The sequence below is a fragment of the Gordonia sp. 852002-10350_SCH5691597 genome, assembly GCF_001665715.1.
GTDB lineage: Bacteria > Actinomycetota > Actinomycetes > Mycobacteriales > Mycobacteriaceae > Gordonia > Gordonia sputi.
Window position 1 is genome coordinate 1 of the sequence record NZ_LZMO01000127.1, and the last position, 16,502, is coordinate 16,502.

Sequence of the window (16,502 nt, forward strand, 5' to 3'; positions counted from 1 at the left end):
ACAGTGGTCATAGTCCGATCCCTCTGTCGTTCCTCTTTTGCTGGCTTTGCTGCTGCGCTCCATCATGCGCGCGACTGTCGGCGGCGATCTCACGCGTGAGCTTCGCACCGTCACGCCGCACCTGGCCGACGGTGATGTCAGGGCCCGGGGCATGTGCGGTGTCGGTCCGCATCTGCTCCCAGGCGTTGGTGACCACAGGCTTGCCCTTAGCGTCGAGCACACGGTGCGGCTTACCCGTCTTGTCGTAGCCGACCTTGATCACCGGATACCGCTTCAGAGCGTCGCGTGACTTCGTCGTGTAGTCATCGACGACGCGCTGCGCGGCCTGCGCGGGGGTCAGATCGGCGGCCTCACGGACCGCCTCGGCCGCCGCCGCTCGGTCCGCCCGCGCCTGCTCCACCATCGCACTGGTCTCACTCTCGGCATCACGCACACCGGCCGCATGACCGTCCCGGTAACCGTCAGCGCGGGCTTGCTCGGCCAGCCGACGGCCCTCGGCGCGTCCCTCGGCACGACCTTCGTCGACAGCCGCTGCGCGGAGTTGCGGGATCTCGGCCTCACGCTGGTCGAGCGCGGACTCCCGCTGGTCGAGCGCGGACTCCCGCTGGTCGAGTTCTGCCGTGCGCGCGATCGCGGCGACCTCGGCATGGCTGAGCTCGACCATCGTCGCCTCTGCGCTCTCGTGAGCATCGACCAGCACATCGACGGCCATCTCGCGGTGGTCCTCCGCCTCACGCATCGTCGCACCCACGAACGCGAGGTCCTCGGCCACTCGATCCTCGTGTTCCGCCTGCGCGTCCAACAACTGCTGGTAATCCGCGTGGTCGAGCCGGCGCATGTGCCGGTCGAGGTCGATCTCTGACTCGATGTCATACCCGAGAGCGAGCATGTGCTCGCGCAACTCCTCGTGGTAGCGCGACATCTTGCGCGACCCACCCTCGCGGACCATCTTCGGTGACCCGTCCGCATTGAACAGCGGCGTCCCGGTCTTGCGGTCCGTCGACTGCACCAACATGTCGCTGCGATGCGATCCGAATGCCCTCTGGTAGCCGGACTTCAACCCCTGCGGGTTCTTCTTCGAGACGTCCGGCTCAAATAAATCCGCGAGGATCTGCACATGCGGGCGGCCCTCGTCGAACTGCAGGCTGTAGCAGTGGATCGACTCTTGGCCGCCGGGGAGCAGCTGGGCCTGAAACGAGACAAACGCCTCGAAATATCGCACTGCCTCGCCCATATCCTTGGCGCGATAACGCGGAAGCATAATCGGCTCACCGGCCTTGGAGCCCTTGGCGTACATCTTGCCGCGGCCCGTCTTTGGGTCGCGCGGATTGAAATAGGTACCGTCCGGCTCGCACATACCGAGCGGCAAGTGACCCACAATCGTGTCGCCGATCCGTTCGCCCGTGCCCTCACGCTTGTCCCGCGTCGCGGCGTCCGGCTTCGGGCTGCCGGCCTTCGGGGTCTTGACCATCCGCGCCAGCCGGGCGTCGCCGTACGCGAGCGCCTCCTCGATCGACTGCATCGGACGGAAGCCGCCGTCGCCGTCGTTGACCATGTCGACGTTCATCCATGTCATCTCCGGATTGATTGCCGGATTCATCGCCGCCTGCCGGAGCACCTCCTCTGGGCCCGCGGTCTTGCGCTCGGCTTCCTTCATCGTCGCCGCCCGCCGGCCACGATCCTCGCCGGCGCCCCGGCTGCGCCACCCCCAGTGATCCATCGAGGCACGCGATGCTCGATCCGTTGCCATCGCTCACGCGCCTCCTCTCGACTCGATCCCGGGCGTCGGTCTGGGCCCCTCGCTGCGCTCCCGGCCCACCGCCCAGGGAGGCAGCATATGTATCCGTCGCTACGCATAAATATACCAGGTTGCGAGTACGCCAGCGAGCTGTCGTAGGCCCCATATGACAGAACGCTTCGCTCTCGCTGCGCTCGTCTGTCCTATGCCGCCCTTCGGGCGGCCGGTCTCGCTTCGCTCGCCGGGGGCATAGACCGGCCCAGTGCCGAATGTCGCTGCATGCCAGCGTGACCCGGTTCAACCACGAACCGCAGCGAGTGCTGGCCGGCGCTGCTGGTCGACCGCTACGGCATAAGCGTCGTCGATGCGTGCCGCCGCCTTCACCAGCCCGCTGACGGTGCTGTGCGACGCGATGCCGACCGTGTCTGCGATGGCCGTCATCGACATGCCTTCGCCCCGCATGACGAGCACGCGGGCGACATCGTCGACGCTGACCTTTGTCCGGGTCTCGTCGACGACGGCGGTCGCCAGAGCTGTGATCCTGTCGGTGTCGACGATCGTCGACGATGTTGCGTTGTCGACGACGACAGCGTTGTCGGCGGTCACCGGCGCCACCGGATGACGGTCGTCGCTGTCGACGACGGGATTGCCATCGACGAACTGTGCATCGTCGTCATCTGTCGTCGACGGTGACGAATCACTGTCGTCGACAGGTTCGGCATCGCAGTCGTCGACGGGCGGGCGACTGTCGTTGGCCGTGTTGACCTGTGCCAATTCATCGACGACGGGAGCGGTGACGACAATCGTCGACAGAGTGTTGGTGTCATCGACAGCTGTCGTCAGCAGTTCGGCGTCATCGTCGACGACCTCGGAGACAGCCTGATCGACAGTCGTCGTCGACGGAAAGCGGCTGTCGTCGACGGGTGCGTACATCGCGGAATCACCATCGCTGACAGCGACGACCGGTTTGTCGTCGGCCGCTGTCGTCAGCACCATCGACGGGATCTCGGTCTCGGAACTGGCCACCCGCGCTTGTCGGATCAGATCGCTCGCAGCCCACAGCGCCAGCGTCGCACCGATGATCGGCAAGTCCACCGTCAGCGGGACAGCCCACGCCAGCGTCGCGCCAATCCCGAACAGCTCCCGGGCAACATACGCCAGCGCCTCGTAGGAGATCGCGAACGAGATCGCTGCGACGACCGCAGCCAGACCCGCGGTGACGGCGCGCACCCAGCCCCCGAACCTCTTGGCGGTGAGCATCATAAGTTCGGTCATCATTAGCAGCAGCACGGGGAAGATCGCCGCGCCGACCGCCGCCAGCGCCGAGCCTCCAGTCACGGCGTGTGCGTGCAGACTGTTGCCGGCCACAGACAAGCCCACACCGACCACGAGGACGAGCCCGTAGTACCCGCGCTTGTGAGATTCAGGCCTGTCACTCATGATCGCTCCCTACTTGTTGAGGCGATCGCCGCCGTCGAGATGAGCCTTCGTGACGGGTTCGCAGGGACGAGAGTCGTGGTCATCACCGTCACTCCTTCCGATACCTGACGCACTGATAGCCCTCTGCTGCGAGGGGTAATCCAGCTGCCCACCGCGGCAGCTGGCACATCAACTTGGCGACCAAGTCGACGTCATGGTGACCTTCGATGATCACCTCGTCGTGCACATGCCCGACGACGGTGTAGCCGGCATCGTCGAGGCGTAGCAGGGCTTCGACGAGAAGATCCCTGGCGACCGCTTGGCAAAGGTTGTTCGTCAGCGTGCCACCCCACAGCTTTCCGATCCCGCCGTGCGGCTTGGTGTAGACGTGATCGCCCTTCACGGTCTCCCGGACCCGCGCGTATCGTAGGCTCCGTCCGCTCGGCAGGATCAGCTCACGGGATCTGTTGTCGCTGCGTCGCATCGACACCCCGCGTGGGCGGCGCACAGGGCATGTGAGCCCACGCTCGAGGTCGCGCCAGAGCCGGGTGACTGGACGCCGAGCTCGCTTCCACGCAGTCGCCAAAGCCTTGATCTCGGCGTCAGTGCCGACAGCTCCTTGGGCCCGCAGCGTGGCCGGGCCGCCACCGTAGCCGGCGGCCAGTGTCAATACCTTGCCCTGACCGCGGACCATCTTGTAACCGGCTGGGTCGACAGCCTTGTCCGGCACCTCCAAGCCGATCTTGCGGGCTGCGTCGACGTACACATCCTCACCAGCCTCGAAGAGGCCGACGATGTCGTCCTCACCCGTCAGCCAGGCGAGCACCCGAGCCTCAATGGCGCTGAAATCCACGACGGTGAACGGACCGACAAGCGCTGGCCGGAGACCACCGCGCATGTCGCGCAGGGAAAGCTCCACACCCTCCGGATCGTCGACGATCCGCTGCACGAACTCGTTGACCTCGGCGTCGGTCTCACCAACGCTGTCCCGAGACATGTTGTGCAGCTGCGCACCCCGACTCGACCACCGGCCGGTGTGCGCGGTGGCGAAGACGTACGCCCCCCGAATCCGACCATCCGAGCATGTCCAGTCGGACATCTTTTTCCAGCGGCCGACTACACCGCCGGCGGTTTTGATGCGGATAACCTCCAGCACGTCGGCCGGCAGATCGGAGCGGTCTCTGTGCCCTTTCAACCATTCCGCTTGCTCCATGTCAGCGGGAAGGTGCTTCTCGAGCGTCTCTCGCTGAAGGTTCGGAGGGTTGAACCCACGCGAGGCGAACCACGATTTGAGCTGCGGAACCGACCGAGGGTTAGCAACGCCGGTGATCTCGATCAACCGGTCGATGTCGCGTTGTTGCGCAGCCCGGGCCGCTGTGTCTGCGGCTCGGCAATAGTTCAGATCGACCTCTATGCCCCGGTCGTTGATCCGCTGATCGAGCACCCAGGCCAGACGCTCCTCGGGACGTGGCCACGACAGCAGAGGGTCGATATGTGCCAGTGCGTCGACGTCGCGGCGGGCATATTCGCGGAACAGCGACCACTCTGCCGGGTGCTCCGCGACGAGCTCCTTCAACGGCGCGTCGGTCGAGCCGAATAGCCGAATCAGGTCCTTGCCCTCTTCCAGTTTGGCCGGTGCGCCCAGCGCCTCGGCCAGCTCAGCCAGGCTGCCGGGATACCCCAGCAGCCTGGCACGCGGCAAGGTGTCGTCCCAACCCGCCGGGTCGAGGTAGGTGGCCGTCGGCATACCCACCACCCGCGAGGCGACCAGGCGGTCGAACGAGGTGTTGTGCGCGACCAGCTTCCGGCCGGTGCGCGCCGAATAGTCGACCAAGAACCGCGTCACGTGCCGGATCGCGTCAGCGCCCTCGACGACGTGTGTTGCACCTTCACCGACCCGGAACGCCAGCAGTGTCACCTCGAAGGCGGGGTGCTCGGTGTAGAGATAGGGCCCGTGATCCTTGAGATACCGGTCGTCGTCACCGCGGATGCGGGTCTCGTAGTCGAGCAGGATGTCGGCGCTCATGGCGCACCTACCGGTACGAATACTTTCGTCACCCGGCCACCGATCCGTTTGGATACCTGCTTGTATCCCGACTGCAGTCGTCGCCACGTGTACCCGAAATTGGGATTGCGGGCCACCGACGGATCGCACTCCATCAGCGCGTCCTGCAGCTCTCCCTTCTGGAAATGGCCCTGGGAGGTGATCAGTTCCTGAATCGCGTGCTGCATCAGGTCGCCGTCGTCATCCGGTCGCGTGACATACGCCAGCGCAGCCTTCTGACGATCCCTCCCCTCGGGCGAGAGCACCGGCAGTTCGTCGGCATCGAAGCGCCGCAGAGCCTCTGAGATCAGCTGCTGCCAAACGACTTCCGTGAGCGTGGGCATCAACGACGTGTCCGAGTCGTCCATTACCAGAGGCAGGATGCGGCGCGTTCCCTCCAAGCCCGACGGCATGAGGTACCGCTCATTACTTGACCCTGCGAAAATCGCACGAACTTTTAGCTGCGTCTTCCCGCGCACCCACTTCTGGTCCTCGCCCCGTTCGGTGATCGTCACGCGATCTTTGAAGGCGTTGAATCGGTCGCGGCCGAAAAGTTCCTCAGATGCTTCCTCCAGGTCGATCCGCTCACACTCTGCGGCGGCCTCCACCGGATGCTGGTCATTGTGGCGGTACGCGACACTTCGCCCGGGCAGCATTGTCGACAGCAGCGTCGTCTTTCCGACGCCCTCTGGGCCTGTGATAACGATGATGTAATCAAATTTCGCGCCAGGGCGGAAGCCCCGGCTCACATATCCGTACACCATCAGCCGCAGCGCCTCGTCGGCGAACTCCGGGTCGCGCATGCGACTGGTCCACGGCGAGAGGTCCGCGACAGGAAGGTCTTTCGGAACCGCAATGAGCCGCTCGGCGTGCGGTGACCGCGTGCGCCGGCGCACGCAGTCCTCCACCAGATTGCGCTTCTCGTACCAGCCGCCGAGCTCGGTGATGATCTCAAGCTCCCGGATCAGCTCCGTGAGCGCTGCCGGGCCGACGACGTCGCCGAGTTGCATCAGCCCGGTGTCGGTGTCCAGGTAGAGGTCAGTGATCGGGTACAGCCGATCGAGAAGCCGGCTGACCGCCTTGACCGTCGGCGCCGCTAGACCGGACTTGGACCGCAGGCCCGCGGCGGACGCAGCTTCCGGATCGTGTGTGACCGCCGCGCGAGCGCGCTTGACGGTCACCATCGAGGGGTTGAAGGCCATTGTCTCACAGCACCTCTCGCGCGTAGGCCAGCAGCTCGACGGCCTCGTCACCACGGCTGTCGATGAAGCTCCACGGCGCGTACGAGCCGTTGTGCGAACGCGCGAAACGGCCGACGCGGTAGGGATCCCCGTCGATCAGGGCCGACGTGATCCCCTTGCCCGGGAAGACCAACTCGGCATACGCCGTCACCACCGAGCTGTTGAAGTCAGCCTTCGTGGACACGACGAGCGCGCTCAGGCATACGGCCGGCTGTGTTTCGTCGAGCGGCGTGGACAGAGCGCGCTCGCGGTTCTGCGCTTCCCACGACGTCAGCTGACGCTGGGTGCGCTCTTTGGCCGCGATCCTTGCGTGTGCCTCAGCCATAAAAGTGAGGACCTCGGTCGCACCGGCGACATGCACGGCGACGAGATACGCGTCGCTCAAGCCTTCGATTGACCCCGCGGCACGCGAGATTTCGGATGTTGGCATGTTAAACTCCATGAAGACATGACGAGGCGGCAACCTCGTCGGGATAGACAATTGAGATTTCAAGGACGCTGCTCGGTCAATTGGCCGGGCAGCGTTTCTCTTTCCGTGGCGTGCGTCAGGACCGAAGGGCGCTGACCGGGATTCGGACGGCGCACCCCGGGCCAACTTGTTCGGATGGAATCGAACCCTTCGCCAGATAGCGGCGGACCGTCGCGAGGCTCAGCCGCTTGCGCGCGGCGTATTCGGCGGGGGTTACCCATCCTGGCTCAACTGGCTCGCGGTCGGTGGGAGCAGTCATGGAATTCACCTCCTCAGGGCGCTGTGCTCATCTGGTGACACCAGAATGCACTGCGGCACAAGGGAACTCAACAAGGAGTAGATGGGGCACATATCAGCAAGAATCCGCAGGTTTCGGCGTTGCCGCGCAAGACTGTGCAACCAATTTACCGAGCGTTACCAAAACGTTATAAGGGCTCGGGTGGCTGATGCGCCAACCACGGTTCCGGGAGTGGGGCCCTAGGCGTAGCCAAGATGTAGCCGGATGTAGCCAGAGATGACGAAAAAGCTACACGGACTGTGATCCAGAGCACACTGTCGCCTAAAAGTGTAGCCAATGTCCGATTCACGGCTACATTTGGCTACACCAAAAATAGCCTAAAAAAGGCCGGTGACCTGGGGGGCAGAAATGTAGCCAATGTAGCCAGGTTTTTCATTCTCTTCTCTATAGAGCTATATATAGGGGAAGGCTTGGAGGGTCGGCTACATCGGCTACATCGGGTTCCTCAATCTCGGGCCGCCCGACGTGCGAGCTCGTCATCGCGGACCCCGCTGTGCTGGTACCTCATCGCGGCCCTTGCACTGCTGTGCCCGAGCCGCGCCATGATCTCGGCCAACGTCGCGCCCGTCTGCGCGTACCTGGTGCCCTGGTAGTGACGCAGGCTGTGAAACGTCACGTCGGTGCAGCCAACCTCCTCGCGTGCCGACCACCACGAGTTGTTGACCGACGACTGCGAGATGTACCGACCCTGCGTGTCGGTCCACAGGAGCGCGCCAGCGGGCAAGCCGGCAACGTGGTCAGCGATGATCCGCGCGTCCCGCCCGAAGATGCTGATCCCACGCACACTCGCCTCGGACTTGACCTGACCAGACTCGCGGGGGATGCCCGATCCCTCGACGACCGCGTCGTCGACAACCAGGCGCACGCAGTCGACCTCACCGTCCTCGGTGTGGTCGACGATCACGTCGTTAGTGGTCAGCGCCAAGCACTCCCCATAGCGCAGACCACCGGCGGCGGCTACGACGACGAGGGCCTTGTAGCGCTTGTCGATAGCGGCGATCAGCGCCTCGAGCTCGTCGTCGGTCGGTGGGCGGACCTTGCGCTTGGTGGACGTGAGCGATCCACCCTTGATTTGGCAAGGGTTGATCGTGATCAGTCCGTCCTCGACAGCGGTCTTGAGGATGCTCTTCATCAGGTCGTAGGCACGTGCGGTCGCTGTAAGTGCGCCAGTCGCCAGCTTCTCAGTGCGCCAACTTCGCACCGCGTCAGGGGTGATCGTCGTCAGGGGAGTGGTGCGCCACTCGGCCAGAAAGCCGTTCTCGGAGGTCAGCATCCGCTCGTACTCCTTGCGCGTGCGCGGCCGGATCGGCTCGCCCCGGGAGTTGGTGCGCTCGCGGACCCACCTGTCGGCGTATGTGCCGAAGGTTACCGCCGCCCGTGCGGCCTCGGTCTCAGCCAGTTTCGCGGACTCGTCGGGGTGCACCCAGCTGCCGTCGGCGATCGAAGCGTGCTGCCGGCTCAGCCAGGAGCGCGCCTCCGCCTTGGTGGCGAACGTGCCCGGTGCGCTGATGCGCCGCTGTGCGGGCGTCAGACCGCTCGTGCCGTGGGGGTCGGGCGCGGTGTAGCGCGCCCGGTAGCGGCCGTTAGGTCGTTGGTCGATGGTTCCGAAGGACTCGGCCACGTAGGTTTCCTCCCGCGTCAGTGGGTACCTGGTGGGTACCCAGGATGCCAAAACGAGCGGAATCGTGCACTACCGTGCGGGAAGTAAATCGCTCTGACCTGCTGGTTATGCCTCTGACCTTACACGGGGAAGCTGGTTCGATCCCAGCCGGGACCACAAGAAAGTGGCCACTAGGTGGGTCGTCTCGACGCCGAGCTGTGTGCCCGACTGGGTGTTCCGTTATCGCCGGCACCTCCGCCTTGATCATTGCGCCTTCTGCGCCTGCCTCCAAGCTTGGTATTTCTCGGGGAGGCATATCGCGCACGGCCGGAAACCTGCGGCTATCGCGGTCGCTTCGTCGGCAAAGAACACACGGTTGTTCACGTATCCGCCCCGGGCTATCGTCTGCAGCGCACAGGTGCAATCCAACTCGCCGTAGATGCGGCTACGTCTGTGTCCGCCAAGGCTTCCCGGTGTGGCGCTCCGATATGGCTTGCGATCTGCTCCGAGGAGCACGTAGGTCTTGTCGTCCACAGCTATGCGGCGTCGTGGAAGACCAAGGCGAGGGTGACGCGTTCGCCGGATCGTACGGCCGAGACTCCGTGCCGTACCGATGCTGCCGCCCACCCGCGCTTGGACTCGACGGGACGGTCTCGGGTGGTGAACACGTAGCCATGACCCTGCGGCAGTAGGAACGCGGTCCCCCGTGACTGTGCGCGTGGGCGTTGTTCGAGCAGCAGGAACTCCCCGCCGGTGTGGTCCACTCCGGGATTGCTGAGATTGATGACCACCTGCAGCGGAAACACGAGGTCGCCGTAGAGGTCGCGACGCAATGCGTTCCAGTCGCGTTCGCCGTACTGCAACAGGATCGCCGTCGATTTCTTCTGGCCCGCCGCGTGGCACATCGCCAGCCACTCGTCGAGGGTGTCCGGCCAGATCGGATCACGCCCGAGCTTGGTCCACCAATCCCGAGCGATTGGCAGCAGTCGCGGATACAGCGCCTGTTTCAGCCGCTCGACCGGCTCCGGATAGGGGGCGTGCAGGTACTTGTACTGTCCCTCCCCGAAGCGATGACGACCCATGTCGACCGTCGCGCGGAAGGCGTCGTCGTCGTACAGAGCTCGGAGGTCGTCGACTTCAGATGCGTTCAGTAGCCGCGGGAGAAGCGCACCGCCGTACTCGTTCACCTCTGCGGTGACGCTTCGCCAGTCGGCCGACTCGACACGCTGCGAGTACGCATCCCCCGCAGCCGCACCCGTGGCGCCGACGTTGCGATGTGCGCCGGCGTCAGCCCCGCGGTTGCCTCGGTTGTTCGCGGCTGTGGTCACGTTTCCTCCAATGTCGACTACCGAGCGCCTCCTGCGCCCTCACCAGGCAGTCGCGACACCGGACCGAAACGTGAGATGAGGTTTACACCAGCACGGCTCTCGGTGCCCACGAGCAGCCAGCCTGGGCGACAGTGCCTTTCACGCTCCGACGGTGCCCGCGGTAGGTTCGTAGGGCGCGTGAAGAACTGATTCGCCGATACGCCCTCGAGCGTCATCACCAGAGCGGGTACAGCCATGCCGTCGATCTGCTCTCGGAGGATGTCGGCGTGCCCGGCGTGACGCGCGTACTCCTCGATGAGGTGAATGAGGAAGTAGCGCAACCGGATTGGTTGCGGCTCCAATTGGCCGTACCAGGGTGCCGGCGGCGCAATCGCGTCGGCTCCCGGGTCGCTGGCCAGAATCAGTCCACGCAGTTGCACGCGTGTGCTGTCGAAGTCGCTGAGCAGATCGTCGACCGACTCGTTCTCGCCCACAACGAAACCGGCCAGATAGTCGGCGACGCCGTCCGCGTCGACCGTCGGCGTGACGTCCTCTCCGGAGAGCCGCTCGACTGCGCCACGCATGCCGTCGAGGGTGTGCTTGATCAAGCCGCCGATGGAAAGTTCGCTCCGACAGGGGGTTTCGCGCAGCTGTGCCTCCGTGAGGCCGAACGCCGCGGCGCGGATCGCGTCGAGCTGCTGATCAACATAGTTGGCGATACCGGTTACTTCATTGTCGCGCTGCGGTGAATACATCGAAAGGCTCCGATCAGAGGTGGTGTGAACTTCTGATCAGAGCCTCTCAGCGATTGCGGTCGGTTTCGGTCCGCAATGAAATAATGACTCTCAATTCCGAAGTGGTGTCAATGCCCGTCATCCGCGAAGCGGTGTCAATGCTTCAGACAGCTTCACGATCTCGTCGAGCTGAGCCTTGACCACGGCGCTTTGCTGCTCGTTCGGCTCGAAGATGCCGTCGTCGGTCAGTTGCTTCTGCGGGAAGTTGATCTCGACGTTGCCCTTGGTCATGACGAGTCCGAGTGCTGACACGACGACCCGCAGTGCGACCTGTGCGCGTGTTCCCGCCGAGTTGCCGCCCCAGTTGACGAAGCCGACGGGTTTGCGGTCCCACTCGCTGTGCAGGTAGTCGAGTGCGTTCTTGATGGCGGGGGAGTAGCTGTAGTTGTACTCAGGAAAGACGAAGATGAACCCGTCCGCTGCCTCGACGCGTGCGCTCCACGCCTTGGTGTGGTCTTTCACGTAATTCTTGAGTCGCGGATGGTTAGGCTCGTCCATGAACGGAAGATTGAGCTCTGCGAGGTCGACGAAGTCGACGTCGTAACGGTCGTCGGCATCTGCTGCTGCCTTGACCCATTCGGCGATGGGGCCGCCGATTCGGCCTTCGCGGACACTTCCGAGAATGATCATCAGCCTGGTCATAGGAGTCTCTTCTCTGTTCGGATTCTCGAGCGGGGTCTGCGCCAACGATGGTAGTCAGCGCGCACACGTGGCAGTCAGCGGCGAGCCTGCCTCACGAAGCCGTAGAGAGCGGCGCGGTACCCGCGTTCGTAGCTTTGGGTGATCTCGGGAATGTCGCCCGAAGCGAGCGCCGACGACGCGTGGTGACGCGCCCAGGTATCCGGCATGGTGGCGAGATACGTTGTCGCGTCGTCGAATCCGCGTTGGAACGCATCTTCGTCGAGCGTGTCGTCGACGAGCGACGGCTGACGCGTCGTCGGGGGCGTCGACACCGGGAACGCGACAATTCGGCCGCTGGTCATCTGGTGGCTCTCTTTTCTGCGAGGGTGCGGTACAGGGTGGCGCGACTGACGCCGAGCACGGCGGCAATCGTCGGGACGGAATCGCCGTTCTCGCGAAGGCGTCGCGCGAGCTCGACCTGCTCGTCGGTCAGCGCTCGTGGACGTCCAAGGTGTCCGGCTCGATGACGGTCGCCTGGGCTGCGCGCTCGACGCCCGACGGCACTCATCTCGTCGTTGGCGACGGCGAGCGAAGCGAGGACACCGACGAGTGTGGAGCCGCCGTCGTCGTGCGTGCTCAGGCCCTCGCGCAGGGCCTGTATCCCCACGTCGAGTTCGGTGAGCGTGCGGACGGTCGCCAGGACTTCGTCGGCGGAGCGCCCCAACCGGTCCATGCTGACGACGATGAGAAGGTCGCCCGGGCGGGCGTAGTCGAGGAGAGCATCGAAGCCGGGCCGTTGTGCCGCAACGACTCCCGCGAGGGTGTCGTCCGTGTAGATCCGACGCTGGGCGACGCCGTGGGAGACAAGGGTATCGACTTGCTCGTCGAGTGCCGGCGCCACCGCACTCGTACGCGCGTATCCGAGCAGCATGTGCTGCGCGGACGGAGGGGGCTGTGCCATGTCCAACAACGTATCGCAGAACTACCGACAAAATGAGATTTGGCGACGGCGTTTCGAGACACAGTTACCGATCCACGAGTTTCCCTCTAAACGAGCGAGACCAAGACAATAAGACGGATCGTCGAACTCCCGAACTGTCGGAGTTATGAGACAGTTGGGACAAGTTATGAGACGATGATCCGAGATATCTTCGCGATCGCATCCGGCTGGGCGTCGTCACGGCGTACTGTCCGCGAGCATGACGCGAACACATGTCCAGACCCCCGTCGTCACGACAACCGCCGGGCGTATTTCGGGTCGCAGATCCGATGGCGTCTCGGCCTTTCTCGGCCTTCCCTGCGCTGCTCCTCCTGTCGGGCCTGCGGCGTTCGACTCACCCCGGCCGGTCGACTCCTGGGACGGTGTGCGCACAGCCGTCGAGTACGGGCCGACGGCACCGCAGGTCCCGTACCCGGCGCCGATCGCCGCACTGCTCGACAACGTGATCGAACTCGGCGACGACTACCTCACTGTCAACGTGTGGACCCCGGATCAGAGTGCGGGCGGATTACCGGTCATGGTGTGGATTCACGGCGGTGCGTTCACCCGTGGTTCCAACCGGTTGGCCATCTACGCCGGGGATACGTTCGCCCGCGACGGTGTGGTCTGCGTCGGCCTCAATTATCGGCTCGGCACAGCGGGTTTCGCGTCGGTGAGCGGCGGCGTCGAGAACAGGGGATTGCGCGATCAGATCGCGGCCCTCGAGTGGGTGCACGCGAATATTGCGAGCTTCGGGGGCGACCCCGGCAACGTGACGATCTTCGGCGAATCGGCCGGAGCCATGAGCGTCGCGTCGCTACTGGCGTCGCCGCTTGCGCGCGGTCTGTTCCGGCGAGCGATCATGCAGAGCGGCAACGGTACAGCGGCCGCTGAGATCGACGATGCCCGTCTGGTCACCGGGCGGCTGTCGGAGATCCTCGGTGTCGACGCCGACGCACAGTCGTTTGCCGAGGTCGATCCCGTCGCGTTGCTCGCGGCCCAGTCGCAACTGGCACTCGAATGCATGGTGAACCCCGACCCCGCCCTGTGGGGTGAGTCGACGGTTGCCAAGGGGATGGGCATCATGAGCCAGTTCCCCGTCGTCGACGGTGACGTCCTCACCTCCGTGCCGCAGGAGGCGATCGCGTCGGGCGCCGGGGCCGATGTTCCGCTGCTGGCAGGCTGGAACGCCGACGAGTTCCGATTCTTCCTCGCGGCGTCGGGCGGAGCCGATGCGATCACAGAGCAGGCTGCCGCAGCGGTACTCGGTCGGCAGCCGAATGGCATCGACCAGCTCCGCGCCGGACTCGACGCCGGTGCCGGCCCAGGAGACGTGCTCGCGCAGGCACTCACCGTACGCGCATTCTCCGGCCCGACGACTACGCTCGCCGCGTCGCGTCCATCGGGCTCGACGCACCTCTACGAGTTCGGGTACCGGAGTCCGATCGCCGACATCAGGGCAGGTCACGCCGTCGAAATCCCGTTCGTCTTCGATCACCTCGACCAGGCGCACTCCCTCGTCGGCCCCGAGCCGGACCAGCAGGTCGCCGACGAGATGCATCGAGCGTGGGTCGACTTCGCGACGACGGGCGATCCGGGCTGGTCGTCGACCGGTACGGAATCAGACAATCGACGCCTTCGGCGATTCGGTTTCTGACCTGCGATAAGTCTTGGCTACGGTGTGTTCATGTCTGCGAGCACCACCGTCGATCAGCGACCGTCGCCGCTGGTACTCGGTTGGAAGCCGGTGCTCGCGGTCGGAGTACTCGCCGTCCTCGCGCTGATCTGGCATATCTTCGTGATCCCGATCGGCGCGCAGTTCAACGGGCTGTTCGACAACGCCACCGATCTGTACGTCTACCGAGCGGGTGGACGTGTCGTGCTCGATGGCCGACCACTCTACGAATTTCCGGTGTGGGGTCGTCTGAGCTTCACCTATCCGCCATTTTCTGCTGTGGTGTTCACCCTCTTCGCGCTGATGAGTGCGCTGGTGGCGAAGATCGTGTGGTGGGTGGCGATCTTCCTCGCGCTCGTGGCGACGGTATACCTCGGCATGCGCACGCTCGGCTACAAGGCAGACAGCAAACTCGCGATCTTCGGTGTGTGCGGAGCCATCTGTGTCACGGTGCTCGAACCAGTACGGACGACGATCTGGCTCGGCCAGATCAACGTCTTCTTGATGTTCATCATCCTGCTCGACCTCGTCTTTCTCGATCTGCTCCATCCGCGATCGAGGCTGCGTGGTCTCGGCGTCGGCATCGCGGCGGGGCTGAAGCTGACCCCCGCGTTCTTCGTCGTGTACCTGCTCGTGCTGCGTCGCTGGCGGGCCGCGGCGATGGCAGTCGTGGGGTTCGCCATCACCGTCGTGATCGGATACCTGGTCATCAGGGCCGACGCCCATCAGTACTGGACGACATACGTGACCGGCGAGTCACGTATCGGACGCGTGGATTCACCGGCGAACCAGTCGGTGAATGGGTTCATCGCGCAGATGCTCGCGTATTTCGATGTTCGACGGTTCTCCGAGCCCGCACCGGTCGGGCCGCTGTTCTCGCCGCCCGACTGGATGTGGATGCCCGTGGCGCTCGTCGCGGCGATTCTCGGGCTCTGGGCAGCGGTCGTGTCCTACCGGCGCGGACGCCGCCTGCTGTCGGTGACCACCGCGGGAATGACCGCGGCGACGGTGTCACCGTTCTCGTGGGGTCATCACTGGGTGTGGGTGGTACCGCTGCTGGTCGTCGCCTTCGACTTCGCGTACCGGGGCAGCATCCGCGGACGTAGGTACTGGTGGCGGTGGTTGGCCCCGCTGACGGTCGGCGCGCTGTCGTTTTCGTACTGGTGGAACTACTGGGGCAGCGGAAGCCACTACGGAGCCGATCACATCATTGCGGTCGGGCTGTTCATGATGCCGCGATATCCCGATCCGGGAGTGTTCGATCGCATCACGGTCATCCTCTACTCCGGGTGTTATCCACTGATCCTGTTGCTCACGATCATCGTCACGCTGGCAGCCGAGTTTCGACAGCGTCGCGCCGACGCGCGTGGGGAGGTGACGCAGCCGGATACGTACCCTGGACACATCGAGTCGTCCGGTGCCGTCAGCCCCACGGCGTCGGAGACAGCAAACGCGGAGAGTGGAGTACTGCGTGCCGACGTGGCAACGAATACGCATCTGGAGTCGTCAACGCAGATTCGTCATCCGGCGTGACGCGCGTCTGAACCTCACCTATCGGATCATTGTCGGCGTCGTCGGTGCGCTGGTGCTCGCGGGCGGCATCGTCGCCATTCCGTATCCCGGCCCCGGCTGGTTGATCGTGTTCTTGGGACTCGGCATCCTCGCGTCGGAATTCTCGTGGGCTCAACGGCTACTGCGCTTCGCGCGAAGCAAATACGACGCCTGGCTCGATTGGATGAAGAAACGTCACTGGTCTGTGCAGGGGGCTTTCGGCATCGTCACCTGCGTCGTCGTACTCGCCTCCCTGTGGGTCCTGGGTGTGCTGGGAACTGCCGCGAACTGGGTGAACCTCGACGCTTCGTGGCTCACGAGCCCGATCCTGTAGGACATCCCGGCCGCGGTGGTGGCCGACGGGGCGCCCGCAGATACGATCGACGTGCACGAACACCGATACTCACAGGCGGGCACGACGCCCGCCTCGCATCAAGGAGCAGCGAAGTGCCCGACAACGCAATGGTGACCAGCCCAGCCACGATCCGTGTGCCGGCCGGGACCACCGCGGGCACGGCGCTGCGCGAGCACGAACTGCCCAACAAGGGACCCGAGGCCGTCGTCGTCGTTCGTGATGCCGCAGGCCAACTGCGCGATCTCTCCTGGGCTCCCGATCTCGACACTGACGTCGAACCGGTTGCCGCCAACACCGAGGCGGGCCGGAGCGTGATCAGGCATTCGACGGCGCACGTGCTCGCACAGGCCGTGCAGGATCTCTTTCCCGAGGCAAAGCTCGGGATCGGGCCGCCGATCAAGGACGGCTCGC

At 64.6% G+C, this 16,502-nt stretch carries 14 protein-coding genes and 2 pseudogenes; 4 read left to right on the plus strand and 12 right to left on the minus strand.

The genetic code is table 11. The annotated features are described in order from the left end of the window. Positions 1-7: 7 nt before the first annotated feature. From A5777_RS09790 to A5777_RS09845, 12 genes and pseudogenes are all read right to left on the minus strand, one after another. Positions 8-1,555: a hypothetical protein gene (locus tag A5777_RS09790; protein ID WP_156529338.1), complete on the minus strand. Its 1,548-nt coding sequence runs from the start codon at positions 1,553-1,555 to the stop codon at positions 8-10. Between the two features lie 480 nt (positions 1,556-2,035). Further along, positions 2,036-3,178: a DUF2637 domain-containing protein gene (locus A5777_RS09795; protein WP_064862520.1), complete on the minus strand. Its 1,143-nt coding sequence runs from the start codon at positions 3,176-3,178 to the stop codon at positions 2,036-2,038. 88 nt (positions 3,179-3,266) lie between these two features. Further along, on the minus strand, positions 3,267-5,183 hold the full coding sequence (locus A5777_RS09800; protein ID WP_064862521.1) for a DNA polymerase: 1,917 nt from the start codon (positions 5,181-5,183) through the stop codon (positions 3,267-3,269). After that, the gene (locus A5777_RS09805) at positions 5,180-6,403 is read right to left on the minus strand and encodes a VapE domain-containing protein (protein ID WP_064862522.1); all 1,224 of its coding nucleotides are present in this window, start codon (positions 6,401-6,403) and stop codon (positions 5,180-5,182) included. The genes A5777_RS09800 and A5777_RS09805 overlap by 4 nt, the downstream gene beginning before the upstream one ends. A gap of 4 nt (positions 6,404-6,407) precedes the next feature. Next, on the minus strand, positions 6,408-6,872 hold the full coding sequence (locus A5777_RS09810) for a hypothetical protein (RefSeq protein ID WP_064862523.1): 465 nt from the start codon (positions 6,870-6,872) through the stop codon (positions 6,408-6,410). 782 nt (positions 6,873-7,654) lie between these two features. Next, the gene (locus A5777_RS09815) at positions 7,655-8,830 is read right to left on the minus strand and encodes a tyrosine-type recombinase/integrase (RefSeq protein ID WP_064862524.1); all 1,176 of its coding nucleotides are present in this window, start codon (positions 8,828-8,830) and stop codon (positions 7,655-7,657) included. Between the two features lie 243 nt (positions 8,831-9,073). Then, a complete protein-coding gene (locus A5777_RS09820) occupies positions 9,074-9,343 on the minus strand; it encodes an Ada metal-binding domain-containing protein (RefSeq protein WP_064862525.1) in 270 nt (89 codons plus the stop codon). Positions 9,344-9,345: 2 nt separating this feature from the next. Further along, entirely contained in the window at positions 9,346-9,996 is a 651-nt protein-coding gene (locus tag A5777_RS09825) for a 2OG-Fe(II) oxygenase (protein WP_064862530.1), read from the minus strand. Between the two features lie 279 nt (positions 9,997-10,275). Further along, positions 10,276-10,871, minus strand: a pseudogene (locus tag A5777_RS09830) (mycothiol transferase). Positions 10,872-10,988: 117 nt separating this feature from the next. Further along, positions 10,989-11,552, minus strand: a complete 564-nt coding sequence (locus A5777_RS09835; protein WP_064862526.1) for an NADPH-dependent FMN reductase — start codon at positions 11,550-11,552, stop codon at positions 10,989-10,991. Between the two features lie 74 nt (positions 11,553-11,626). Continuing rightward, complete coding sequence (locus A5777_RS09840) at positions 11,627-11,893, minus strand: hypothetical protein (RefSeq protein WP_064862527.1); 267 nt, start codon at positions 11,891-11,893, stop codon at positions 11,627-11,629. Continuing rightward, the gene (locus tag A5777_RS09845) at positions 11,890-12,492 is read right to left on the minus strand and encodes a recombinase family protein (RefSeq protein ID WP_064862528.1); all 603 of its coding nucleotides are present in this window, start codon (positions 12,490-12,492) and stop codon (positions 11,890-11,892) included. The genes A5777_RS09840 and A5777_RS09845 overlap by 4 nt, the downstream gene beginning before the upstream one ends. Positions 12,493-12,730: 238 nt before the next feature. Between A5777_RS09845 and A5777_RS09850 the strand changes: the two genes are divergently transcribed. From A5777_RS09850 to thrS, 4 genes and pseudogenes are all read left to right on the plus strand, one after another. Further along, the gene (locus A5777_RS09850; RefSeq protein WP_064862529.1) at positions 12,731-14,167 is read left to right on the plus strand and encodes a carboxylesterase/lipase family protein; all 1,437 of its coding nucleotides are present in this window, start codon (positions 12,731-12,733) and stop codon (positions 14,165-14,167) included. 30 nt (positions 14,168-14,197) lie between these two features. Next, positions 14,198-15,718 (plus strand): glycosyltransferase 87 family protein, encoded by a 1,521-nt coding sequence (locus A5777_RS09855; RefSeq protein ID WP_039855659.1) that lies wholly within the window; start codon positions 14,198-14,200, stop codon positions 15,716-15,718. Then, positions 15,657-16,070 carry a TIGR02611 family protein gene (locus A5777_RS09860; RefSeq protein ID WP_005206049.1) on the plus strand — a complete coding sequence of 138 codons (414 nt, stop codon included), beginning with the start codon at positions 15,657-15,659 and terminating at the stop codon, positions 16,068-16,070. Before A5777_RS09855 ends, A5777_RS09860 begins: the two co-directional genes overlap by 62 nt. Positions 16,071-16,183: 113 nt before the next feature. Further along, positions 16,184-16,502: pseudogene (thrS, locus tag A5777_RS09865) on the plus strand (threonine--tRNA ligase); the annotation flags it as partial.